At 37.7% G+C, this 25999-nt stretch carries 16 protein-coding genes and 1 pseudogene; 8 read left to right on the forward strand and 9 right to left on the reverse strand.

Annotated elements, in window-relative coordinates:
• The first annotated feature begins 4 nt into the window (after positions 1-4).
• Complete coding sequence (locus tag J8281_RS10410; protein WP_210197551.1) at positions 5-931, forward strand: GYDIA family GHMP kinase; 927 nt, start codon at positions 5-7, stop codon at positions 929-931.
• 202 nt (positions 932-1133) lie between these two features.
• On the opposite strand, the gene J8281_RS10415 is transcribed toward J8281_RS10410, so the two are convergent.
• The 9 genes and pseudogenes from J8281_RS10415 to J8281_RS10455 all read right to left on the reverse strand — a co-directional run bounded on the left by J8281_RS10415 (position 1134) and on the right by J8281_RS10455 (position 9160).
• Positions 1134-1325, reverse strand: coding sequence for a hypothetical protein (locus tag J8281_RS10415; RefSeq protein ID WP_210197552.1), 192 nt, complete (start codon positions 1323-1325; stop codon positions 1134-1136).
• An 80-nt stretch (positions 1326-1405) separates the two neighbouring features.
• Positions 1406-1555: a hypothetical protein gene (locus J8281_RS10420; protein WP_210197553.1), complete on the reverse strand. Its 150-nt coding sequence runs from the start codon at positions 1553-1555 to the stop codon at positions 1406-1408.
• A gap of 64 nt (positions 1556-1619) precedes the next feature.
• Positions 1620-1976 (reverse strand): hypothetical protein, encoded by a 357-nt coding sequence (locus tag J8281_RS10425; protein ID WP_210197554.1) that lies wholly within the window; start codon positions 1974-1976, stop codon positions 1620-1622.
• 529 nt (positions 1977-2505) lie between these two features.
• Positions 2506-2991 carry a MarR family winged helix-turn-helix transcriptional regulator gene (locus J8281_RS10430; RefSeq protein ID WP_210197555.1) on the reverse strand — a complete coding sequence of 162 codons (486 nt, stop codon included), beginning with the start codon at positions 2989-2991 and terminating at the stop codon, positions 2506-2508.
• A gap of 142 nt (positions 2992-3133) precedes the next feature.
• The gene (gene odhB, locus J8281_RS10435; RefSeq protein WP_210197556.1) at positions 3134-4423 is read right to left on the reverse strand and encodes a 2-oxoglutarate dehydrogenase complex dihydrolipoyllysine-residue succinyltransferase; all 1290 of its coding nucleotides are present in this window, start codon (positions 4421-4423) and stop codon (positions 3134-3136) included.
• 44 nt (positions 4424-4467) lie between these two features.
• A pseudogene (locus J8281_RS19965) lies at positions 4468-4809 on the reverse strand (DUF86 domain-containing protein).
• Entirely contained in the window at positions 4796-5098 is a 303-nt protein-coding gene (locus J8281_RS10445; RefSeq protein WP_210197558.1) for a nucleotidyltransferase family protein, read from the reverse strand. Before J8281_RS10445 ends, J8281_RS19965 begins: the two are co-directional and overlap by 14 nt.
• Positions 5099-5102: 4 nt before the next feature.
• The gene (locus tag J8281_RS10450) at positions 5103-7877 is read right to left on the reverse strand and encodes a 2-oxoglutarate dehydrogenase E1 component (RefSeq protein ID WP_210197559.1); all 2775 of its coding nucleotides are present in this window, start codon (positions 7875-7877) and stop codon (positions 5103-5105) included.
• A 308-nt stretch (positions 7878-8185) separates the two neighbouring features.
• Positions 8186-9160, reverse strand: a complete 975-nt coding sequence (locus J8281_RS10455; RefSeq protein ID WP_210197560.1) for a polyprenyl synthetase family protein — start codon at positions 9158-9160, stop codon at positions 8186-8188.
• Between the two features lie 196 nt (positions 9161-9356).
• On the opposite strand from J8281_RS10455, the gene J8281_RS10460 reads away from it, so the two are divergent.
• The 7 genes from J8281_RS10460 (at position 9357) to J8281_RS10490 (ending at position 25997) form a co-directional block, all read left to right on the forward strand.
• A complete protein-coding gene (locus tag J8281_RS10460; RefSeq protein WP_210197561.1) occupies positions 9357-9962 on the forward strand; it encodes a TetR/AcrR family transcriptional regulator in 606 nt (201 codons plus the stop codon).
• Positions 9959-11314, forward strand: a complete 1356-nt coding sequence (locus tag J8281_RS10465; protein ID WP_210197562.1) for a TolC family protein — start codon at positions 9959-9961, stop codon at positions 11312-11314. Before J8281_RS10460 ends, J8281_RS10465 begins: the two co-directional genes overlap by 4 nt.
• A 129-nt stretch (positions 11315-11443) precedes the next feature.
• Complete coding sequence (locus J8281_RS10470; RefSeq protein WP_210197563.1) at positions 11444-12610, forward strand: efflux RND transporter periplasmic adaptor subunit; 1167 nt, start codon at positions 11444-11446, stop codon at positions 12608-12610.
• Between the two features lie 7 nt (positions 12611-12617).
• The gene (locus J8281_RS10475; RefSeq protein ID WP_210197564.1) at positions 12618-16115 is read left to right on the forward strand and encodes an efflux RND transporter permease subunit; all 3498 of its coding nucleotides are present in this window, start codon (positions 12618-12620) and stop codon (positions 16113-16115) included.
• A 712-nt stretch (positions 16116-16827) separates the two neighbouring features.
• Entirely contained in the window at positions 16828-17100 is a 273-nt protein-coding gene (locus tag J8281_RS10480; RefSeq protein ID WP_210197565.1) for an HTH domain-containing protein, read from the forward strand.
• A gap of 229 nt (positions 17101-17329) precedes the next feature.
• Positions 17330-20602 (forward strand): RHS repeat domain-containing protein, encoded by a 3273-nt coding sequence (locus J8281_RS10485; protein WP_210197566.1) that lies wholly within the window; start codon positions 17330-17332, stop codon positions 20600-20602.
• A gap of 154 nt (positions 20603-20756) precedes the next feature.
• Entirely contained in the window at positions 20757-25997 is a 5241-nt protein-coding gene (locus J8281_RS10490; RefSeq protein WP_210197567.1) for a DUF6443 domain-containing protein, read from the forward strand.
• The last annotated feature ends 2 nt before the right edge of the window (positions 25998-25999 follow it).

Consider the following 25999-nt stretch of genomic DNA (forward strand, 5'->3'; position numbering starts at 1 on the left):
CATCATGAAAAAATCTTTTTATAGTCACGGCAAATTATTACTTACAGCAGAATATTTAGTTTTGGATGGTGTATCGGCTTTGGCCCTACCTACTCAAAAAGGACAATGGTTATATGTTGAAGAAAGCAGTAATGAACCGGTCATAAAATGGAAAAGCATTGACGAGCACGACATCGTTTGGTTTGAAACATCGTTAACTTTAAAAAATGACTATATCGTTACCACTAATGAAGCTCAAAATGATGATGTTGTGACTAAAACATTAATCGATATTTTAAATGCAGCAAAAAAATTAAACCCTAATTTTCTCACTTCGAATATAGGATATGAAATCGAATCTAAATTAGAATTTAACAGAGCTTGGGGATTAGGATCTTCGTCAACACTTATCAATAATATAGCCCAATGGGCAAAAGTTAATGCTTTTGAGTTACTAAACCTTAGTTTTGGAGGTAGTGGTTATGATATAGCCTGTGCGCAATACGATTATCCTATAATTTATACAAGAATAGAAAACAAACCTACTATAAAAGAGGTAAATTTTGATCCTCCCTTTGCAGATCATCTTTTCTTTATTTATCTCAATGAAAAGCAGGATAGTAAAGAATCGATTAAACGCTATCAATCCTTACCGCTGAAAGACTTTGACAAGGCTGAAACTGCAGTAACAGAAATTACTGCAGCGTTAGTAACATGCACAGCACTTCCCGAATTTCAAAAACTTATAGATACTCACGAAGATATTATTTCAAACATTATTAAAACCGAAACGATAAAATCGAGAGTATTTCCAGATTACTCAGGAAGCATTAAAAGTCTTGGTGGCTGGGGTGGTGATTTTGTTTTAGCCACCGGCACTCCGTCAGATATGGAATATTTTCGAAGTAAGGGATACACTACTATTATTTCATATAAAAATATGATTCTGTAAACATAACTAGAGAAAAAACTATTTTGACTTGAAGATAACTTTAATGAACTACTGCGAGGTAAATCCATTGAATTATTAAAATTACTACCTTCTCGTTTTAAAGATTAAAAAACTTGGTTATCATTCGTCCTAAATTCTGACTTTAAAAGTCCCATCGCCCGTTTTATTTCACTCGAGGCAAAGTCTTAAAAAACTCCATTGATTAAACATACAAAAAGCAATCCTCACAATTTTTGATCTCACCATAATAGGTTTCTCTGTATTTATGAAGTGTTTGAATAGGCAGGCCTAAAATATGTTTTCTAATATAGGTCACTTTGGTGGTAAGTTCACCCATTTTTTTACTGTATCGCTTTTCTGTTTTTGTTTTTCTTTTAATTTTTATTAATCTCATTGAATAGGTTTAGGTTTGTTATTCTAAATTTTGCATCACTACGTATACTACTGTTTTTTTATAGTATTTAAAAAGTAGGATCACAAGGCGCTATTGGTACACATCACCTCCCAATATGACATTTCTGAGAAATCCAAACATTTACGTGATTTGTTTTGAATTTTCCAATAGCTTATTTCCTTGCGAATTTTGTGAGAATCTCTTTGTTCTCCGGGGATTCCGTTTTTCATGTATGTGATTTTGGTTTTGAATTATTCTTGGTTTGGTTAGTTACAAAAAAGAGTATGAATAGACTTAGATGGCATGCACAATAGCATTAATGCGATGTCGATGTACCAATCTTTCAGTAAATGCCTTATGGCCCTTGGGTGCTAATAAATGTAATTTCCCCTTTTTCATCGAGGCTACAAAACTTAGCACTTTCCATTTGACTACTAAACCTTTCGGATTTTCCTCTTTTAAAGCAACCTCAGTAAAATGCTTAGATCCTCCATGAGTAGTAAAAGATAGGTCAGCTTGTATTGCTTCTTTTGTTGCTTTACTAGTAAATACTTTGGTGTCTTCATAATCTCTATGAACAGATCGTACCGAAGTCGTAGCTTTTTTTTCTGCCCAGGCTATAGCTTTATCTAAATACTTTTCTTTACTCATATACTATTTTTACTGAAACAATTACATTTTACCTTTGATATAAAGGATTTCTACAAAGATACTTAAAATTAGTTTGCATAGAAACTATTTATGTTAACATGATGTTAATTCTAGAATGCATTAGAATTTCGTTATTCTGAAATATGAATTTCCTTAATTTAACCTGAACGGTTTGCCTCAAGCTGAATACTGAAACGAGTTCAGCACAGGCTCGTTTCAGCTTCTTATCTCAATGTACTGAAAATAAACGTAATGAGATCCTGAAATGAATTCAGGATGACTTCTCAGTTAAGTTTTAGGTATAATAAAAGACAATCAAATTCTGAAGAGCGCTATTGATATAAAACCAACCGAATAGCGAGTAAACTATCTTGAGGCAAGCCCACGAAGTATTTGTGGAAAATAGTATTTCAATTGTAAGGCAAACCTCTGGTGTTATACCTTTTGGCGGTGCCAATAAAATTTTGATACGTAATTGCGAATTGGCTTTGTTTATGATGTATCTCGTAAATACACAACCAAGTTCCCCTTATTTTTCTAGAGTATCTGGCAACTCTTTGATGGTAAGCAACGGTGCAGCGTCTATATCTTCTACATCCATAATCGATGTCAAGAGCTCAATATTTCTATCTAGTTCACCGATTTGAGACGGCGTAAGTTTTTTTAATTTTTGAGATAGTTTTTCTTGCAGCGTAGTAGGTGATTTTTGCAGTAATTCTGCTCCTTTCGCAGTAAGTGTAATATAAGTAGCTCGTTTATCGTTAGGCTCAGGCAAACGAGCAACTAACCCTTTACTTTCTAACCGTGTAATAATTCCCGAAACCGTACTTGCATTTAAATTAATATATGCTTTTATATCCTTAGCAAAAGCACGGTAATCTTGTTGATCTGACAAATATTGAAGTACCAACAACTGCGGAATGCTTACACCCAGCTCTTTTTCTATCTTTTTGCTTTCGAGATTGATCGAGCGTATGATTTTTCTTAGTTTAACCAGAATTTCAATATACTTCATTTGTTTGGTCGATTAATTATTCTTGTGCATGTCTAAAGATAACTGTAGTATGAAGTTTATTAAGAAGTCGTTACATACCTATCGTTCTATATACTAAAAAACCCCAGTTAAGACTGAGGTTTTCTTAAATTACACCTTATTGTTACAATTCTAATGCTCTGGTAGCATTATTGTTCATTAATAATTCTTCAGGATTTTCTAGAGCTTCTTTTACCGCAACCAGAAATCCAACCGATTCTTTTCCATCGATAATTCTATGGTCATACGATAATGCAACATACATCACCGGTGCCACGACAATTTGACCATCTCTTACAATAGGACGTTCTACGATATTGTGCATTCCTAAAATAGCACTCTGCGGTGGATTAATGATGGGTGTAGACAGCATGCTTCCAAACACACCTCCGTTAGTGATGGTAAAAGTTCCTCCGGTCATTTCGTCGACTGTAATCTGTCCTTCCCTTGCTCGTATTGCCAATCGTTTTACTTCAGATTCGACACCTCTAAAACTGAGGTTTTCTGCGTTTCTGATTACCGGTACCATAAGTCCTTTCGGACCTGAAACCGCTATACTAATATCTTGAAAATCATAAGAAATCATTTCTTTTCCATCGATCATCGAATTCACAGCAGGAAACTGTTGTAGTGCTTTAACGCATGCCAGAGTAAAAAACGACATAAATCCTAAACTTACCCCGTGTTTATCTTTAAACCTTTCTTTATATTGACTACGCAAGTCGAATATGGGTTGCATATCTACCTCGTTGAAAGTAGTAAGCATAGCTGTTTCATTTTTAACCGAAACCAAGCGCTCTGCTACTTTACGGCGAAGCATAGACAGCTTCTTTCGACTTTCGCCCCTGCTACCTGGCCCGGGAGTACCCATAGATGGTTTTGCTTCTATAGCATCGGCTTTGGTAATTCTACCATCACGACCTGTTCCTTTGATTTCTGAAGCATCTATACCCTTTTCAGCGAGAACCTTTTTGGCCGCCGGAGAAGCTGTTCCCGTCGCATATGTATCTTGTTTTTGAGGAGGTGTGGTTGCTTTTGAAGGTGTTTGCGTTAAGGCTTCAGCTTTAGGACTATCGGCTTTGGCATCAGTTTTATCGCGTTGTTTATCAATATCCATAGCTGCATTGCCCGGACCACCTTCATCTCCTTCATTGTCTGCATTGCCCTCGGGCGCCTCGGCTTCTGTGTCAATAAGACATACTACCTCACCCACGGCAACGGCATCTCCTTCTTCCGCCTTTAAGGTAATAATACCGCTAGCCTCTGCCGGTAATTCTAGTGTTGCTTTATCACTATCAACCTCGGCAATGGCCTGGTCTTTTGTTACATAATCACCGTCTTCGACAAGCCATTGTGCTATTTCAACTTCTGTAATTGACTCCCCTGGTGATGGGACTTTCATTTCTAAAGCCATAATGTCTATTTATTTATTCGTTCTGAATTTTTTTTAAGAAAAATTTACTGATTACTTTCAAGAATTTCTTTGATTTGAAAGTGTATTTCCGGAATAATATCTACTGTTGTGGTCCAAATAATATTTAGATTCACTCCAAAATATTGATGTATCAATCTATCTCTCATTCCTGCCATATCACTCCAAGGTATTTCTGGATAGCAGTATCTAAAATCATTCGTTAAATTTTAAGTTGCTTCACCAATAACTTCCAAACTTCTTATTATTGCTTTTTGCAATACTATGTTATTTAAAAAATCATGTTTATCAATGTTTCTAGTGTGTTCTATAATAAAGCTGCATTCATCAAATATATGTTCTAAAAACTCGATATTAGATTTTGACATAATGAACCTCTCTTAAAATATGCGGACCTATGTACTTACTCAATCCATTTTTAGTAACTACATCAACCTTACTTTTATTAAAGAGATTATCAATAAAATAGCAAAAATCCATGAAATTCCTGAAATTTTCTTCTTTTGTATTAAAATCTATCAAAATATCAATATCGCTATCTTCTTTTTGTTCTCCCCTTACATAAGAGCCAAAAAGTCCAAGTTCTCGAATTCCAAAGGATTTAATCTTATTTTTTTCAGTTTGATTCCTGGTAATGATATCTTCCTTGGTAAGCATAAATTTATCTTTTTTGATTATTTTTCTTTTTATCAAAAACGTAATCTATTACTTCTTGATGCCTTCTTTTTGATCGTGTTGCACTTCCTGCAGCTGGCGCCCCGTAAGGTCTTCTGCTGGCAAACCTAAACGTTTTTGCCTCTTCAAAATGCATCAGCATATGACTTAAAGCACCCATATTGCGAGGTTCTTCTTGCGCCCAAACCACATCTTCGGCTTTATATTTTTTGATCAATTTATTCATTTCTGAAGTTGGTAGCGGAAACAATTGCTCAATCCTAACTAAAGCTACATCATTTCTCTTTAAGTTTTCCTTCTCCTCTAGCAGATCATAATAGAACTTTCCTGTACAGAAAACCAGTGACTTTACGTCTTTGGTCTTGGCATCGGGATCATCAAGTACGGTTTGAAAGCTTCCATTGGCAAACTCATCTACAGTAGAGACCACTTTTGGATGTCGTAGTAAACTTTTGGGTGTAAAAATAATAAGTGGTTTACGAAATTGTGCTTTCATCTGCCTTCGTAATAAGTGGAACATATTGGCAGGTGTCGTCACATCGGCAACATACATGTTGTCTTTTGCGCAAAGTTGAAGATACCGCTCCATTCTGGCCGAAGAATGCTCTGCACCCTGACCTTCATACCCATGGGGCAACAACATGACCAATCCATTTTGTAACTTCCATTTATCTTCTGCAGAGGATATATACTGGTCAATCATGATTTGGGCACCATTGCTGAAGTCTCCAAATTGTGCCTCCCATAGTGTTAAGGTGTCTGGACTTGCCATAGCATATCCATAGTCGAAACCTACTACACCATACTCAGACAATAAAGAATTATAAATGTAGAAATCTCCCTGGTCTCCTTTTAATTCGTTGAGCAAAAGCACTTCTTCTTCACTATCCTCTACCTTGATCACAGCATGCCGATGCGAGAAAGTACCGCGTTCTACATCCTGACCGCTCATACGTACATCGTAACCTTCTTTCAAAAGTGAACCATAGGCTAATAACTCACCCATTGCCCAGTCGAGCTCGTCAGTTTCAAAAAACATTTTATGTCTTTGATCGATCAATCGCTCTATTTTGCGCATGAACTTTTTATCTTCTGGCAGCTTAGTAATGACCTCAGCTATTTCAGTCAATTTATCTTTTGAAAAAGTCGTATCGATGGTTGCCATCATTTCATCCTCTTGCACACGTTCGAAACCGGCCCATTCATCCTGCATAAATGGTGTAATTATCGTTTTTTCCTGTTTGCGCGAATCTTCTAATTCTTCTTCAAGAGATGATTTGTATTCTTTTTCAAGTTTAGACACATAATCTTTATCAATAATGCCTTCGGCTATCAATTTATCTGCATAGATATCTCGTGGGTTTTTGTGCTTAGCAATTGCTTTATACAACTTAGGCTGTGTAAATCGAGGTTCGTCTCCTTCGTTATGACCATATTTACGATACCCCAGTAGATCTATGAATACATCCCGCTTAAAATTCATTCTAAAATCTAAAGCGAAATTAGTGGCATGCACAACGGCTTCGGCATCATCGGCATTTACGTGCAAAACGGGAGATAACGTAACTTTACCTACATCGGTACAATACGTTGAAGATCGTGCATCTAAATAATTGGTAGTGAACCCGATTTGATTATTCACGACAATGTGAATGGTTCCCCCGGTTTTGTATCCATCCAGCTTTGCCATCTGAATGATTTCATATACCAAACCCTGACCTGCGATAGCCGCATCACCATGTACTACGATAGGCAAAACACAAGAGGTATTTTCTTTATAATGCCGATCTTGCTTAGCTCTGGTAATTCCTTCAACAACTGCTCCAACGGTTTCTAGGTGAGATGGATTAGGCGCTATGTTCATATTAATAGCTTTGCCCGAATCTGTTTTTCGCTTAGAAGTCCACCCTAAGTGATACTTTACATCACCATCAAAAACATCTTCTTCATAATCCTTACCATCGAATTCACTAAAAATATCTTTTGGACTTTTACCAAAAATATTGGTTAACGTACTTAAACGACCCCTGTGAGCCATACCCATCACAAATTCTTTGACTCCCAAATCGGCCGCTTTCTCTACCAAAGCATCTAGCGCCGGAATTAACGTTTCTCCCCCTTCTAGCGAGAATCGTTTTTGGCCCACATACTTGGTATGTAAAAACGTTTCAAAAGAAACTGCCTGATTTAATTTTTTAAGAATATGCTTTTTTTGATCTGCAGAAAATTTGGTTCTATTCGTATTAAAATTTATTCTCGACTGTATCCATTCGCGTTCCTGTGGATTACGAATATACATATACTCAATACCTATCGAATCACAATAAATTTGTTCTAGATGAACGGTGATATTGCTTAGTGTATTTGGACCAATCCCAATGATTTCTCCCGCATTAAAAACTGTATTCAAATCGGCCTGGCTTAATCCGAAATTTTCTAATGCCAGCGTTGGCCTATACTTTCTACGGTCTCTTACCGGATTGGTTTTGGTAAATAAGTGCCCACGTGTTCTATACGCATCAATTAACTGAACCACACGAAACTCCTTTTGAACATTCTCTGGGACAACTGTCGTTTCTCCCAATTCCTTTTCTACGTAAATCGTTTCTCCGGTCTCGTTGGCATTTTCTAAACCAAAATCAAACCCCTGAAAAAAAGCCCTCCAACTAGGTTCTACGCTATCAGGGCTTTGTAAGTATTGATCGTATAAATCTGCAAAAAATGCGGTATGAGCCGCATTCAAAAATGAATATTTATCCATATGTAAGTACTCAATCGTCTTTTTTAACGACAAACACTACAAAAATACAACAAATAGAATTTACTAACTATCGAAATATCTATATTTATATAAGATTTTTTCTGAATTTTAACTCTGAAAGTATATATTCTTCAAACCTATTGACTTTTTATGGTGTTCGTCACTATTTTATATTAATTTTGCTATTCTATGCTTGGTATATCATTTTAGATAGTAAACCTAGTTTATGCATTAGGACATCCCCGCCTGACATTTTAGTTAGAAAAAGGCGGGCGGGTATTATGGCTTGAAACTACTGCAAAACCGAGTTAAACACTTCTATTCATAAGTTTTGAACCGAATACTCGTAATAAATCTTTTTTTGAATCTGAAATATCCAAGTGATTTAATGTAGCAAATGCTTTTTGGGTATATTGTTCTATTTCTTTGCGGGTACGTTCTTTGGCTCCTGTGCTTTCAAACAGATGTTTCACGGTACTTATTTTATCTGAAGGGTCATCAGGATTTAGTGAAAATAATCCTGCCAATTGCTTTTTTTCATCTTTTGATGCATATTCTAGTGATTTTAAATACAGAAAGGTTTTCTTATTTTCTATAATATCACCCCCAATTTGTTTTCCAAAAGTATCGGGATCACCAAATGCATCAAGATAATCATCCTGAAGCTGAAAAGCCAATCCCAGTAATCTCCCGAAATCATAAATCGAGTTGCTACTATGTGTTGAAACTCCTGCGATAATAGCGCCCATTTTCATTGCGGCTCCTACCAAAACCGCAGTCTTATATTCTATCATTTTAATATATTCGGGAATGGTAACATCATCACGAGTTTCAAAATCGATATCATATTGTTGACCTTCGCATACTTCTATAGCTGTTTTTGTAAATAGTTGGGCAAGCTCTTTAAATGTGTTGCCTTCATAATTTTCAAATAATTGATATGCATTAATGAGCATAGCATCACCTGATAAGATTCCGGTATTTACATCCCATTTTTCATGAACGGTTTCTTCACCTCGACGTAACGGGGCAGCATCCATAATATCATCGTGAATCAGCGAAAAATTATGAAATACCTCTATAGCCAAAGCCGCATCTAGTGCTTCTTTGTAGGAGCCACCAAAAATCTCGGTTGCCATTAACACTAGCGTAGGTCGCAATCGCTTCCCCCCTAAACTTAAAATATATGCAATAGGTTCATATAAATTTTTGGGCTCTTTGGTTATTTTTTGCTTTGACAAATATTCCAAAAAGAACCCCTGGTACTCAGAAATGGTATGCACAGTCAATTTTTTCTGCTAAAATAAAAAACTATAGCCAAATCAATCGCAATTAACAATGATTTAGCTATAGCCGGTTATCTCTTAAAAGATCTAGTTTACGTGTATGTTAAATAAATGTAAAACTTAGGAAACTTTAATTGTTTTTTTAGTTTCCTGATCTATATTTGCTTCGGTTTATAAAAAATTATACCCAATAATGAAAGAGAAAATTATAGAAAAGGCCAATGATATGTTTTTGAATTTGGGTTTCAAAAGTGTGACTATGGATGATCTTGCTTCAGAAATGGGCATGTCAAAAAAAACTATTTATACACATTTTCAAAACAAAACAAAGCTTGTAGAAGCAACTACCGATCATTTGTTTTGTAGTATTTGTGATGGTATTAACGGTATACTTGATCAAAAGCATGATCCAATAGAAGAGTTGTATGCCATCAAGGCCTTTGTAATGAATCATCTCAAAAATGAAAAGACAGCACCGCTACACCAATTAGAAAAATATTATCCTCACATTCACCAAGGATTAAAGACGAAGCAATTTGAAATATTTCAGGATTGTGTGGTTGATAATTTAAAGCGAGGTATAGAAAAAGGGGTGTTTAGAAAAAATATCGATATACAATTTATTTCAAGAATATATTTTATAGGTAGTGTTGGGATTAAAAACAAAAACATGTTTCCCGAACATATGTTTCCGGTAGGAAAATTAATGGATGATTACCTAGAATATCACATTTTAGGTATCACTACCGAAAAAGGACGAAAAATTTTAAACACTCTCATTAAAGAAGATCAAATATGAAAAACAACCTTTGGATAGTTTTTTTTAGTTGGCTATTTACCAACGCGCTATTTTCGCAACAACCACAAGGCGATGTTACCTACTCATTTACGCTAGACGATGCTATTGAGTTTGCTCTAGAGAATAGTTATCAATCGATCAACGCACGTCGCGATGTAGCCAAAGCCATAAAGCAAAAATGGGAAGCTACGGCAGATGGGCTTCCTCAAATTGACGGACTTGTTGATTATCAAAATCAGTTGAAACAACAACCTTTACTTCTTCCGGGAGCTGCCGCTGGTATGCCAGAAGTTGAGTTCGTAGAGTTATTTGGACCATCACAACAACTTTCTGCCACTGCCACTTTGAGTCAAAAGATTTTTGACGGATCGTATCTTGTGGGTATCGAAGCTGCAAAGAGTTTTTTACAATACTCTGATGATGTCGAAGAAAAAACCCAGCTCGAAGTTCGAAAAGGGGTGGTTAACGCCTATGGCAGTGTTTTGGTAGCTCAGGAAAGTGTACAGATCCTTAAAAAAAATCTAGGTGCTCTTGAAAAAAACTACCTCGAAACCAAAAAGATTTTTGAAAATGGTCTTGCTGAAGAAGAGGACGTCGAACAACTGCAAATCACTTTTTTACAAATTACAAATCAGTTAAATAACGCAGAACGTCTCGAAAAAATCGCTCGGCAAATGTTTAATTTAACGATTGGGGTTGATGTAAATGCCACTACGGTCTTAACAGACTCTTTGGATGATCTGTCGATGAAGAACATGAATTCTTCAATAATTACAACACCTTTTATCTTGGAGAATAACATAGATTATCGTCTGGCATACTTACTCACAGAGCAAACTCGATTAGAACTCAAGCTCGAAAAAAGTAGGGCATTACCAAGGTTAACCGCTTTTATTAATTATGGTACTGCTGCTTTTGATAATGATTTTGTGTTTTTGGATAGTGAGACACCATGGTTTCAATCTTCTATATTAGGAGCTAGTCTTAACATCCCTATTTTTAGTTCCCTACGCAGAAGTGCGAGAACACAACAAGCAAAAATAGCCGACGAGCAGGCAAAAACCGATCTATTGAGAGCGCAGCAAGAAATCGAGTTACAATACAATACCGCTATAAATGATTTCAAATTTTCTATAGAAAGTTATGATACTGCCAAACAAAATTTAGCACTGGCAGAACGCATAGAGCAAAAGAATCAAATTAAATATTCTGAGGGTCTTGCTTCAAGTTTTGAGCTCAGGCAAGCCCAGCTTCAATTGTATTCTTCGCAAGACGAACTTTTAAATGCGATGCTCAATATTATTAATAATAAAGCTGCCTTAGAAACCATATTAAACACCCCTGCCAAATAAATAATAAGCATCATGAAGAAACATAAGTCTAATAACCGCAACATTGCTTCAGTCAAGGTGAGGCCACATAGTTTCCGCGCTACACATCATTCAGATATAACCACTGTTCAAACAATAAATACTTCTCAAATGAAAAACATTCTTACCTTAGTTTTCATCTTACTTCTAATTAGTTCATGCGGGGGAAACGATGGCAAATCTGTAGAAAAAGTTATCGAACAAGGTGACTTGCAAGCACTTCGAACCAAAAGAACCGAAATCGTTGCTACACAGCAAACTGTTGCAGATCAACTGCAACAAATTGATAAAGCAATCGCCAAATTAGATACGGTACAAAAACTGCCTTTGGTAACTACGATAGTTGCTAAAGATACCTTATTTAATCACTATTTAGAATTACAAGGAAATGTAGAAACCAAACAAAATATTGTATTGTATCCTGAAATGAGCGGTATTTTGACCAAAGTGTATGTAGACGAGGGTCAAAAAGTATCCAAGGGGCAAGTATTAGCGCGCATCGATGATGGTGGCCTAAGTCAGCAACTATCGCAAATCGAAGTACAGGCACAACTTGCCAAAACTACGTTTGATCGTCAACAAAGGCTATGGAAACAAAAAATAGGTTCAGAAATACAATATCTCGAAGCAAAAACAAATTATGAAGCTCAAAAAAATGCTGTAGATCAAATCAAACGACAACTTGCCAAGACTACCATAAATGCACCGTTTTCTGGAGTTATCGACGATGTGATTACAGAACAAGGTAGTGTAGTTTCTGCAGGGCAAAATCAAATCATTCGTATTGTAAATTTAAGCAATATGTATATAGAAACCGAAGTACCAGAACGCTATCTTGGCAGTATTACCAAAGGTAAAGACGTAGAAGTATATTTCCCTGTTCTCAACAAAACCATAAATACCAAAGTTCGACAAGTAGGAAATTATATCAATCCTAACAACAGATCCTTTATGGTCGAGATAGGAATCCCTTCTAAAGACGGTAGTGTTAAACCAAATTTGACAGCAAAGGTAAAAATCAACGATTACACCAGTGAAAATGCAATTTTAATACCTCAAAGTATAATTTCTGAAAATGCTGAAGGAGACCAATATATCTATGTAACCTCTGGTGTGGATGCCAAAAACATCGCAGAAGCTAAAAAAGTGATCATAACCACCGGAAAAACTCAGGGAGACCTTATAGAGATTACTAACGGCATTACTAATGGCGATGCTATTATTAGTGAAGGTGCCAGAAGTGTTAAAGATGGTCAAAAAGTTAAAATTTTAAACTAACCTCATTATGGAAATAAAGAAAAAAAAGGTAGATAAAGAATTTAGGTTATCCTCTTGGGCAATCGACAATCCTACTACCATTTATGTAATGATTGCCATATTTCTGGTTCTTGGGCTCTCTGCCTATTTTTCTATGCCTAGAGAGAACTTTCCAGAAATTAATGAAACCAAAATATACATAAGTGTTCCCTACCCTGGGAATACAGCCGAAGATATTGAGCGTTTAATTGTAGATCCGCTGGAAGATCAGCTTAAAAACGTAAGCGGGGTTGTAGAAATTTTATCAACCTCTCAAGAAGATTATGGTATAATTACCGTAGAATTTGAAGAAGATATCGAAGTAGCGGTCGCCAAGCAAAAAGTGAAAGACGAGGTAGATTCAGAAAAAGCGAATGAGGATTGGCCCACTTTTAATGGTGCCAAGGTAGAACCCAATGTTTTTGATTTGAGCATGTCTGAAGAGATTCCTATTCTAAATATCAATATCGCAGGAGATTATCCGGTAGATAAATTAAAAGAATATGCCGAATATCTAGAAGATGAAATTGAAGATTTAAAAGAAATCAAAAAGGCTGAAATACGTGGGGCGCAAGAAAAAGAGGTAGAAGTTGCTGTAGATATTTACAAAATGATGGCGGCTCAAGTAAGTTTTGATGATGTGATTAACACTATTCGTAACGGAAATATGACCATGTCTGCAGGAAATATGATTACCAGTGGCCAACGAAGAACTATACGTATTCTTGGAGAAATTCAACGTCCGTCTGAGCTTGATGATTTTGTGGTAAAATCTCAAAACGGGGCTGTGTACCTTCGAGATATCGCCGATGTAACGTTTAAAGAAGAAGATAAAACTACCTACGCCAGAGAATTTGGCCATAGTGTAGTCATGTTAGACGTTATGAAACGATCAGGAAAAAACATGATCGAGGCTGTTGAGAAAATAGATGGCATTCTTGAAAAGGCCAAAGAAAACGTTTTTCCGCAAGATCTTAGCGTTACAGTTGCCAATGATCAATCTGAAAAAACTGAAAATCAGGTAAGTGACCTGGTCAATAATATTATTTTTGGTATTATACTAGTTGTAGGTGTACTGATGTTCTTTTTAGGATTTAGAAATGCACTATTCGTAGGTTTTGCCATCCCGATGTCGATGTTCATGTCATTTATGATCTTATCTCTTTTGGGATATACTATGAACACCATGATACTTTTTGCCCTGATTATGGGATTGGGTATGCTGGTAGACAATGGTATTGTTGTGGTAGAGAACGTATACCGACTTATGGAAGAAGAAGGAATGTCTCGAATAGAAGCTGCCAAAAAAGGTATAGGCGAAATTGCATTCCCAATTATTATCTCTACCGCCACGACAGTCGCCGCCTTTATACCTTTAGGAATGTGGCCCGGTGTCATGGGAGAATTTATGATCTACTTCCCTATTACATTATCTGTAGTACTGGGATCCTCTCTATTTGTAGCTATTTTTATCAATTCGATGTTAGTTTCTCAATTTATGGAGGTAGGTGAAAAGAAATTAACCCGCAAACAACTAATTCGAATAAGTATTATTTTGGGAGGCCTGGGTATTTTTATCATCCTGGTAGGAGGTCAAATTCGTGCTCTTGGTACGCTAATGATCTTTACAGCCATTATGTTTTGGGTATATCGCTATGTATTAAAAGGCGCTGCCAATGTTTTTCAGCGTAAATTTTTAGTATGGCTCGAAGGCATTTATCAACGTTTTTTAACTTTTGCTTTAAAAGGGTGGAAAGCTTATGCATTTACTTTTGGTACATTTTTACTACTTATTGTTGTTTTTGGAATGTTTGGAGCATCCATCGGAAGTCAGCGTACTAAAGTAGAGTTTTTCCCAGACAACAAACCCAACCAGATTATTGTATACATTGAATATCCGCAAGGTACCGATATCGACAAAACCAATGCAATCACCAAAGATATCGAACAAAGAGTGTATGCTGTTATAAATGAAGACGAATATGTAGAAGGTGATGATTACAACTTCCTGGTAGAATCTGCAGTGTCTCAGGTAGGCGAAGGTGCCGGTAATCCGCAAACCGATGGTGGTAGTAATGCAGAAATGCCACATAGGTCAAAAATTACGGCAACCATGCGAGAATATAAATACCGTAAAGGAAAAGACTCTGAAATCTTACGTCAAAAAGTACAAGATGCTTTAAAAGGCATTTATCCCGGAGTCGCTATTTCTGTAGAAAAAGATGCCGTAGGCCCACCTGCAGGATATCCTATTAATATTGAGATCGAAGGTCAGGATTATGATGAACTCATTACTATTGCCGAGCGTATGCGCAATTTCATCAATGAGAAAAATATCCCCGGTATAGAAGAACTCAAAATTGATGTAAACAAAGGGAAGCCTGCCATGCAAGTCGTAGTCGATCGCGAAAAAGCAGGAGAGTTAAATGTAGCAGCGGGACAAGTAGGAAACCAATTGCGCAGATCCATTTTTGGCGAAAAAGCAGGTATTTATAAAAAAGAGGGCGAGGATTATGACATTTATGTTCGTTTTAATGAAGATAACCGGTACAATACCAGCGCACTTTTTAATCAAAATATCACCTTTAGAGATCAGGCCACAGGGCAGCTTAGGGAGATTCCAGTTTCTGCGGTAGCTTCTCAAAAAAATACATCATCCTTTAGTGCGATCAAACACAAGGATACTAAAAGAGTGGTAACTGTCTATTCGGGGCTACAACCTGGCTTTACAGACGCTGGTGCTATTGTTTCGCAAATCCAAACCGAGATGGCCAGTTTTTCTGATCTCCCTAGAGGTATCACAATAGATTACACAGGTCAGATTGAAGAGCAAAATAAGCAAATGGCGTTTTTGATGAGCGCGTTTTTCTCTGGCTTAGGATTAATCATGTTGATTTTGATTTTTCAGTTTAGTTCTATATCCAAACCTACGATCATCATGATTGCTATTTTCTTAAGTTTTATAGGAGTATTTGGTGGTATTTTGATTACCGGAGCACCATTTGTGATTATGATGACCATGATGGGTATCATTTCGCTAGCAGGAATTGTAGTAAATAATGGCGTAGTCTTGTTGGACTATACCCAACTGCTTATCGATCGCAAAAAGGCTGCACTCGACGTTGCCGAAAGAGACCTCTTACCCAACGAAGAAGTAATGAAAATTATCATTAAAGGAGGTAAAGCACGTCTACGGCCCGTATTATTAACTGCAATTACTACAGTATTAGGATTAATTCCTTTAGCTATTGGTTTTAATGTAGATTTCTTCTCGTTATTTAGCACAGGAGATCCAAAAATATACCTGGGTGGTGATAACGTAATTTTCTGGGGGCCCCTGGCCTGGGCTGTAATATACGGTTTGATCATTGCTACATTTCTTACGCTTATTATTGTACCTTGTCTGTTCTTTATAGTTCAACGATTTAAAGTACGGTTTAGCAAAAAGAAAGTGACAACGGTAACTGCTAGTCCGGCAACGGCTTAGGACTATTAAATGTTAAAAAAAGCTGTTTGAAAAGTCCTTCTCTCTGTCATTTCGAGACCCCATTTAAAATTTTAAATGGGGTCTCATAGTGATAGTATATATTCGTCATTGCGATTCGCCCTAAGCGAAGAAGCAATCTGTTCGCTAGTAGCAGAAATATGGTCATAGTAGAAAGATTACTTCGTCATACCTCCTCGTAGTGACGACCAATTCGTCATTGCGATTCGCCCTAAGCGAAGAAGCAATCTGTTCGCTAGTAGTAGAAATATGATTTCATAGTAGAAAGACTACTTCGTCATACCTCCTCGTAGTGACGACCAATTCGTCATTGCGATTCGCCCTAAGCGAAGAAGCAATCTTTTCGCTAATAGCAGAAACATGTTTTCATAATAGACAGACTACTTCGTCATACCTCCTCGTAGTGACGACCAATTCGTCATTGCGATTCTACTTTATTTTAGGAAAGTAGGGTGAAGCAATCTTTAACTACGTATTCGTAAATATCGATCCTCTAGATTTATCAATAACGAAACTCTTCCCTTGTTTTAAGGCGATAACTACTAGTACTTTCGTTTCTGAGTTTACAAAATGACTTCCAGATAAAACTAAACCCCTAGCGTCATTTTTTTAAACTATAGCTAAATCAGTTTCAATGTAAATATATCGTCAATGTTGTAAAATATGTGTTTAATCATTTAACATGGGAATTACAATGAGCACTATCATCAAACAAGCCGAAAGTATCCAACGTATAGACCAGTTGATTCGTTTACAAGCTACAGGTCCTGCCGAGGAGTTGGCCTCAAAGCTAAAAATTTCGAGAACAACACTATTTAGATTGATCAATGTCATGAAAGATTTAAATGCGCCTATTGAGTATGATTTTACGTTGGATAGTTACGTATACTCAACCGCTGTAGGGTTTCAATTTGGCTTTTTTACTAAAAAATCTACCAAAGATAAGACCCGCTTTACCAATACATAATACAATTATTCTGGCAGTAGTCTTTACTTACCCTGTACTGTCAAAAGTTTAAAAAATTAGTTGAGTTTCAAAAAATGAAACTGACAAGTTTTAATATTGTTTACTACAAAGTGGTAATGAAGTGAGATGATGCGATGAAATTGATATCACTTTATAGATTCGACACCTGAATTTTTAATACGATAATACACCATGTCAATCAATCACTAATCACACAACATACAAACCAATGAAAAGATTATTTGTATCACTTTTTTTAACAGCAACGTTTGCTTTTGCACAAGAGTTGCCAATTATCATGTCCCCTTCGCCCAATGCAGCATCATTAGCACAATATGTTGAAATCCCGGTATCTGCGTATACAGGACTGCCCAATATCAACATTCCTTTGTATACCATCACTACAAAAGACGTAGGGATACCTATCGGGTTATCATATCATGCACGTGGGGTAAAACTGGCAGAGCTGGCCTCTAGTTACGGGATGGGATGGTCACTGAACGCTGGGGGTATGATCACTAGACAAATACGCGGTAATGCCGATGATTCTGGTTCCGGTACCGGATATCTAAACCAACCCTGGTATGATAATTTTTTTACCTCTGAAACTACCCGAAAAGCTGCTTACGCTGCCGAGCTAAACGGAGAGTTTGATCGTATGCCTGATCAGTTTATATTTAATTTTTTAGGCTTTAGCGGTAAGTTTATGTTTGACAGGGATACAAAAAAGCCAATCCTCAACACCTTTGATGATCTAAAAATAGAAACCATAGGCGACCCCACACGCAAGATTGAAGGATTTGTCGTTACCGATACCCAAGGGACCCGATATTATTTTGGAAAATCAAGTAGTGGTATCACTGCTACAGAAGAAAACAATGTGGCAAGAAATTACTCCTTTTCATATGAGAACGGGGTAAGTTCTTTTAACCCCTCATCAGCCGGTAGTATAAATACCTGGCACCTTTTGGAAATAGTCCCTCTATCCAACCGACGAATTCAATTTTCTTATGAAACTGAATATACTACAACCTATCAAAGATTTGAAGAAGTCGCAGCAAGGCAAGGTCATGATTTTGTAAAAACCTCTTATTTCTCTGAAATAAGAAATGCGCAAAAAAAAGTAAGTAAAATTGCTTTTGAAAATGGAGAAGTCAGATTTGAATACGACTTTACACGAGAGGATCTTAGAGGGGTTAACGGAGATACCCCTACTGCACTCTCTAGCGTATCGGTTTATAATAATATTGGTGATAGAATTAAAAAGTTCAATTTTGATTATGAGCATACTACCTCTACTGATAGCCGTAACATGATCAATTTCTTTAATATCAATGCCCCCGAAGCCAAGAAACGGATCTTTCTTAAATCAATACGTGAAGTAGGGAAAGACAATAGTCTCCTTCCTCCTTATCAATTTACCTATGACCCTCAGGTGTTACCTAGTCGATTCTCTACGGCTCATGATAAATGGGGGTATTATAACGGTAGAAATAATGGGCTTTTTTCTGTCTTTGCTGAAGCCCCTAGTGAGGTTGATGGGACAAGGATCGATACACTAAGAGTTCAAGCAGGGCTTTTAAAGAAAATCCAATACCCCACAGGGGGATCAGCAGAATATCATTATGAAAGTAATCGAGCAGAATTTCCCGACCACCTTCAGGGACATATTGCTTTTCTACAAAATAATCCACTTAAAAAAATGTATGCTCATATTGATAAAGATAGGGCATATTTTGATGAAATTACTGAGAATTATTCCAATCCCTTTACCATAGGTCCGGGCTTTGTCGTTTCAAACCCAACCATTGGGGGCACCATAAGTGCTACTGTATATTTAGGCGGGGACGAATGTGGGGATGTGGAGAGTTATGATTGTGGTTATTTGATGAGAATATTAAATAGTGACGGTAGTGTATATGCAATTCTTCACGATACTTTCGATAATCAAACCGGCAATAACATACCAAGAACTGTAACCATTCAACCGGGAGACTATATTTTAAGGGCTATCTCTAATAATGATTTTGAGGATCCTGATGATGGTAATGACGATTTTGGAGTACAGCTGGAATGGGAAGAATATACAGATCCAGAACCCTATGATATTATTTACACCGGAGGTAACCGGATCAAAGAAACCATTCTTACCGACGAGGCTGGTAATACAATTAAAAAGAACTATGAGTACACCGACCAAAATGGTAATACTTCAGGAAAAGTATTTTCGCTTCCATCCTATTATGCCTATGATGAAGTGGTACTTCAAGATGGCACACCCATAACGTTATATCACCACATCATGTTTAGACCGGCCAATACCCTGACTTTGGAGCAAGGAAACCATGGGGGGTACCATTATGTAACAGAATACATAGGGAACAAAGCAGAAAATATCGGAAAGACAGTGTATCGATTTAGCACATTTTATGACGATGGGCAATACTTTACCCCACCTTATCACTTGCCTGATGATAATGAACGTAAAAGAGGAAAACCTATATCCATTACGAACTATAAGTTTAAGGATGGAGCCTATATCCCAGTAAAAAGAATCTTGAATCATTATGATTTTGGCGCTATTTCAAATAATACTAGCACATCAAAGGTTGTAAAACTGATCGTATTTTACGCTATAAAAAACCGAAGAACAGGTGATATTGATATTAATAACATTCATAATAAATATCGAACCTTCCGATTAAACTCTTCAATTGTAAAACTTAAAGAAACTGAGGTTACTGAATTTTATGAGTATGGAGATGTTATTGAACATACTTCATATTACTATGATTATGACCAGCACTACCAGGTGAAACATACCCGTACCGTAGATAGTGAAAATAAGAAGATCGTGCGTAAGTTTATGTATCCACAAGACAAACCAACGCCGCTAGCCCAAGCAGAGCGCCAAATGGTAAACAATAACCAGTTTGATGTGATCGAATCCACAGTTTTTATAGACGGTAATGATAATCTGGAACATGATACCCATGAAGTGCTCATGGAAAAGAATATAAATCACTATAAGCAATTGTCAGGAAACCAGGTCTTACCTCAAACCATTGAAACAGTAAAAGGAACCAACACTACCGGACAGAAGATCATATACCGCAGCTATGATGATCATAGTAACCCTACAGAGCTTAGTAGAGAAAACGGAATTTCTATATCCTATATCTGGGGGTATGATAAAAAATACCCCGTAGCCAAAGTAGAAAATGCAACTCGATCTCAAATTGAAGCTTTACCAGGATTTGGAGCTAATTTTCATACAGCTGCAGGCGGATTAACAACTACTCAAGAAAATACCTTACGTAGTTTACCCAACGTCATGGTGACTACTTACACCTACGATCCACTAATAGGAATGACCCGTATGACCGATCCCAAAGGCTACACCACCTATTATACCTACGATGATTTTAACCGCCTCGAGTTTGTAAAAGATGCAGAAGGTAAGCTGATTTCAGAAAACAAATACAACTATAAAGGTCAATAAAGTGCTCAAGTCATAAGCATCGAATAACAAATTGAAAATTACAAATCTCAAATACCGGAAATGAGATCTGAACAAGTCACTGATCTTTTTATGTATCGGTAAAAAAACACAAAAATCACACTTTTTTAAAAAGAGCACACAACTTATAAATAATATGAAAACAAATATGCACCTCAGACCCAAAACATATAGCTTCACTGCTATGGTTTTGATGCTATTTTTTGCTTTATGTAGTTCTAATGTAGTATCACAATCCTCTGTAATTGGTGGTGATACCTCAGTACTGCAAGGTGAAATTCGAACCTATAACCTCAAACGGAGTCCCAAGCCACCTTTCTTTACACAGTGGGATGCCGATGGTAAAATAATAAGCTCAGATAATTATAGGGTTCGGGTACAATGGACCCGCCCGGGAAGAAAGTTGGTAAGTGTCGCTGCCGAGAATGAAGAATCAGGGAATGATGTGGTGTTTGGAGACTTAGAGGTTATGGTGACTGCTGTCTCACCAGACCCCCCAGAAAACCCAACCATCATTAGTAATGGTTGTGGGCGGGCTACCCTAAAGAGAAACGATAGGCTTCCTGATAATGTAGAATGGTACTGGCAAGGCAAATCACCCAATGGTACCAGTACAGATCTTGGTCGTGGAACTACCTTCGTTGCCAATCAAGGTAGTGGTAGGTACTATCTTCGCGCCAAGTTTGATGTAACTAACCAGTGGAGTGAAAGTTCGGCATCGGTCTATGTCAATATGGTCAACCTTAGCCCGGGATCCATAACCGGGGATCAAACGGTTTGTTTTTTCAGAAGCCCAGGTGTATTGTCTAATGTATCTTTAGCAGGAGGGGTCAGTGGCAGCGTATCATATCAATGGCAATATTCTAGTAATGGTAGTAGCGGTTGGACCAATATTGAAGGGGCTACCGCCACTAGTTACGACCCTCCAAGACTTACGGCATCGCGCTGGTATCGAAGACGGGCATCTTGTGCCAGCCAGACACGATATACCTCTCCTGTTAAAGTAACTGTGAATCCCCCATTAGTTCCCGGTAGTATATTAGGCGCCCAGACCATTTGTTTTAATGGTGATCCTGGTAATTTATCGAGTACTTCTTCAGCCTCTGGTGGGAATGGCAGCTACTCTTATCAATGGCAATACTCCGACAATGGCAGTACTGGCTGGACAAACATTAGTGGGGCTACTTCAAATACATACAACCCTCCCAGTGGGTTGACTTCTTCAAGATGGTATAAAAGAAGGGTCTATTCATGTTCTCAAACTAAATATACCGATGCTGTTAAAGTAACAGTCAACCCTCCTTTAACCGCAGGGGCCATCAGCGGCACACAGTCGATATGCTATGGGGGTGACCCGTCAACTATAAATAATAGTACTTCCCCGGCGAATGGTTTAGGGGGATATGCCTATCAATGGCAATATTCTAACAACGGCAGTAGTGGCTGGACCAATATTAGCGGAGCAACTTCTAATCAATATGACCCTCCTGGTGGTTTAACCGCTACCCGATGGTATAGAAGAAGGGTGGTATCTTGCGGACAAACAAGTTACACCAGTGCCGCAAAGGTTACTGTGAATTTTACTACCTGGTATGCTGACACTGATGACGATGGCTTAGGTGATCCCAATACTACCCAAAGAGCATGTTCACAACCTGAAGGCTATGTGGCTAATGCCGATGATAGGTGTCCAGCTGAATATGGAGAATATCAAGGCTGCCTGTTCCCGGTACATGATCTAAACCTATCTAATGAAAACTATGTCTTTACCCGCCTCTACCAGGAACCTATGAATAGCCCTTCTGAGATTCGGTACAATAAAGACGTGATAGAGAGCGTCACCTACTTCGATGGACTGGGCAGGGCTAAACAACAGCGAGCTATTCATGCATCACCCGATCAAAAGGATATCGTTACCCATATCACCTATGATGATTACGGAAGGCAAGACAAGCAATACCTTCCTTTTGTATCAGGAGATAACGGGACATTTAAAACCGTAAATGTTCTCGATGATATCAACAGCTACTACCTAAACAAACACAGCGAAGACTTCCCTGGGATCACAAACCCCTTAGAGGTGAATGCCTATAGTGAAAGTGTATTTGAACAATCTCCACTTAATCGCGTGCTAGAACAAGGTGCCCCGGGGACCGCCTGGAAAGCCGATCCAGGTAGCGATCATGATCATACCATCAAATTTGATTGGGCTACCAATACTACAGGGGAAGTGATTCGATTTGATGTCAACTTTCCCAATCCCAATAACACCGAAGCCCCTGCACTACAACAAAATGGGCATTACCTTGCCAATGAACTGTATGTCACCATCACCAAAGATGAAAACTGGAAGCCCGGGGATGAAGACCTAAGAACAACTAGAGCATATAAAGATAAGCTTGGTAACGTTATTCTTAAAAGAACTTTCAATAGCTCCTCCCCCTCTACAGGGGGAGGTGGCGAAGCCGGAGGGGGTGCACATGATACCTACTACGTATATGATGATTTCGGGAATCTTACTTATGTCATCCCCCCAAAAGTAAATACCAGTGACGGGGTCACTCAAAGTGAACTTAATGAGCTGTGCTACCAATACCGATATGACTATAGAAACCGACTCATCGAAAAGAAAATCCCTGGCAAAGGAGATCAAAACAATTGGGAATCGATTGTTTATAACAAACTGGACCAACCCGTACTTACCCAGGATCCTAACCAAAAAGCAAAAAACGAATGGCTCTTTACCAAATACGATGCCTTTGGTAGGGTAGCTTATACCGGTAAGATCACCATACCCAACAAAACAAGAAAACAATTACAAACTGAAGCTACAGCATATAACAATAAGTTATGGGTACAACGAGGTAGTGCAGTGATGATTGGGGGTACCACTATGCATTACAATAATGGAGGATATCCAAACGTACAAAATGCAGAAGTGCTTACGATTAATTATTATGATGATTATGATTTTGACAGGGCAGGGATCAATGATCCGGGTACGGTCTACGGGGTAGGTACCAGTGATCGTACCAAATCCCTGTCTACAGGAAGTAAAGTAAAAGTACTAGGCACCTCTTTTTGGATCACTACAGTCACCTATTATGATAATAAAGGAAGGGTGATCTATACAGAGAGTAAGAACGAATACCTGGATACCCATGATAGTGTAAAAAGCAAGCTTGATTTTACAGGAAAAGTAGAGAAAACCCATACCTACCATAAAAAAGGCAGCCACGAAGCGATCGTTACCGAAGATACTTTTACCTATGACCATGTAGGCAGGCTTACCTCTCAAAATCAAAAGATCAACAATCAGGATGCAGAACAAATCGTTGCCAATTCGTATGATGAGTTAGGGCAGTTAGTTCAAAAAAATGTTGGTGGTACCGTCACTGCGAGCGGTAGCGCGGCAGTCTCACCGTTGCAAACCGTCAATTACCACTACAACATCCGCGGTTGGTTAAAAGGAATCAATGATGTAAATAATTTAGGAGACGATGTATTTGCTTTTGGAATAGGCTATACTGATCAATTGGGAGTTGCTGCTCCTCTGTTTAATGGAAATATTAACAAGACCGAATGGCACTCGGCTACCCAAGATGCTAAACAAGGTTACTTCTATTCTTATGATGCTCTTAACCGATTAACCGATGCTTTTACTGGTGATGCAAGGCATGATGTTTCAAATATTTCTTATGATAAGGGCGGTAACCTACTTAGCTTACAACGAAACGGAAAGAAAGCAAACGGTGACTTAGGAGGAGGAGCTATACTTGCAGAAACTGCATTTCTAGGGTTAGATGTATTTCTAGGAGGAGGCTTTGAGAGCGATAGTGAATTGATAGATGATCTGGTTTATATTTATGAATCGGGAAATCGATTATCAGGAGTAGTAGATTTGACATTTGATCCCGCTGGCCAAATACCATATTCTGGTATTGGAGGTCAATATAATTATGATCTAAACGGAAATATGATTAGCGATGAAGGTAAAGGCATCTCAAGTATAACCTATAATCATCTAAACTTACCCGAAACGATTACCATTACCAATCCTGGTGGAGGTAGTAATCCCGATGTTTTTCCGGTGGAAGGTGAAGGAACACCCCAATCGGGAACTATTTTGTATATTTATGATGCTCTAGGTACGAAGCTAAAAAAACAAGTGATTACTCAGAGTACGATAGATGAAACGCTATACGCCGGTAACTTTGTCTACAAAAATAGAAACCTTGACTTTTTTAACCAACCGGAAGGGTATGTAGAAAAAGAGGATGATGGGTATAAATATATCTATCAATTTAAAGACCATTTAGGCAATATCCGACTCTCCTACTCTGACGCTGATAGCGACGGGAAAGTAGACGTTCTTAAAAATAACACCGATATCGATGGGGATGGGGATTATCAAAACGAGATACGCGAAGAAAAAGCGTATTATCCTTTTGGGATGACCTTTCAAGAGGAGGAACTTTCTTTGATCTCTGGAAATGTGCATCCCTATGGGTTTAATGGTAAAGAAGAACAGAATGAACTGGGATTAGATTGGTTGGATTTTGGGGCTAGAAATTATGATGCTGCATTAGGTAGATGGATGAACATTGATAATCATGCTGATACCTATTATAATTGGTCTCCATATACTTATGCCATTAATGATCCCGTAAACGTTATAGATCCTGATGGGAATGATATTTATATTTTGACTTGGTTTTCAACAGATAAAAATGGAGGAGAAACAGGGCATGCTGGGATTGCTATTGATAATTATAAAACAGTAAATAAAAAGGATGCCAATGGGAATGATATTTTAGATGCTAATGGGAACCCAGTTACTGAACAAGTTGCGGATGGCACATTCACTTATTATGATTTATGGCCTAAAGACCCCGTTGGTAATTTAGATATGCAAGATGATGTTGATTCAGGTTATTCAGAAGGTATACAGATAAACAGTATTAGTGATTTAAAAAACACTGATGTAACTACACAAGTTAATGGTAATGTACATACAGAAGGTAGGTCTGCTGATGGCATCGTTCAAATATCAACTTCATTCCAACAAGATGAAGCAGCTAAAAATGTTGCAGAAACAGAAATACAAAATAGAAATCAATATAATGCCTGTAAGAATAATTGCTCAACTTTTACACAACGAGTAGCTAACACGGCTTTAGGTTCTGGAAATCAGATAAACGCAAAACAACGAATATCTCCTGGTTGGACTTTAAGGGCGTTAGGTTACAAAGCAACAGATGTTATTGCTCCAAATAATCTTTATAATGCGGCTTTAAAAGCTAAAGGAGCGAAAAAAGTAAAAGGACCAGTAAGTGTTCAGGCGAAGCCTTATTTAGAATATTTTGGTAAAAACTAAAA

It is taken from the genome of Aquimarina sp. U1-2 (assembly GCF_017897595.1).
GTDB lineage: Bacteria > Bacteroidota > Bacteroidia > Flavobacteriales > Flavobacteriaceae > Aquimarina.

What these genes read in the sequence shown, in the direction of transcription:
- J8281_RS10415 (WP_210197552.1), bottom strand. Translation starts at nt 1,325, where the DNA reads ATGAGATTAATAAAAATTAAAAGAAAAACAAAAACAGAAAAGCGATAC.
- J8281_RS10465 (WP_210197562.1), top strand. Translation starts at nt 9,959, where the DNA reads ATGAAAAACAACCTTTGGATAGTTTTTTTTAGTTGGCTATTTACCAAC.
- J8281_RS10490 (WP_210197567.1), top strand. Translation starts at nt 20,757, where the DNA reads ATGAAAACAAATATGCACCTCAGACCCAAAACATATAGCTTCACTGCT.
- J8281_RS10450 (WP_210197559.1), bottom strand. Translation starts at nt 7,877, where the DNA reads ATGGATAAATATTCATTTTTGAATGCGGCTCATACCGCATTTTTTGCA.
- J8281_RS10445 (WP_210197558.1), bottom strand. Translation starts at nt 5,098, where the DNA reads ATGCTTACCAAGGAAGATATCATTACCAGGAATCAAACTGAAAAAAAT.
- J8281_RS10480 (WP_210197565.1), top strand. Translation starts at nt 16,828, where the DNA reads ATGAGCACTATCATCAAACAAGCCGAAAGTATCCAACGTATAGACCAG.
- J8281_RS10475 (WP_210197564.1), top strand. Translation starts at nt 12,618, where the DNA reads ATGGAAATAAAGAAAAAAAAGGTAGATAAAGAATTTAGGTTATCCTCT.
- J8281_RS10425 (WP_210197554.1), bottom strand. Translation starts at nt 1,976, where the DNA reads ATGAGTAAAGAAAAGTATTTAGATAAAGCTATAGCCTGGGCAGAAAAA.
- J8281_RS10460 (WP_210197561.1), top strand. Translation starts at nt 9,357, where the DNA reads ATGAAAGAGAAAATTATAGAAAAGGCCAATGATATGTTTTTGAATTTG.
- J8281_RS10470 (WP_210197563.1), top strand. Translation starts at nt 11,444, where the DNA reads ATGAAAAACATTCTTACCTTAGTTTTCATCTTACTTCTAATTAGTTCA.
- odhB (WP_210197556.1), bottom strand. Translation starts at nt 4,423, where the DNA reads ATGGCTTTAGAAATGAAAGTCCCATCACCAGGGGAGTCAATTACAGAA.
- J8281_RS10485 (WP_210197566.1), top strand. Translation starts at nt 17,330, where the DNA reads ATGAAAAGATTATTTGTATCACTTTTTTTAACAGCAACGTTTGCTTTT.
- J8281_RS10420 (WP_210197553.1), bottom strand. Translation starts at nt 1,555, where the DNA reads ATGAAAAACGGAATCCCCGGAGAACAAAGAGATTCTCACAAAATTCGC.
- J8281_RS10430 (WP_210197555.1), bottom strand. Translation starts at nt 2,991, where the DNA reads ATGAAGTATATTGAAATTCTGGTTAAACTAAGAAAAATCATACGCTCG.
- J8281_RS10410 (WP_210197551.1), top strand. Translation starts at nt 5, where the DNA reads ATGAAAAAATCTTTTTATAGTCACGGCAAATTATTACTTACAGCAGAA.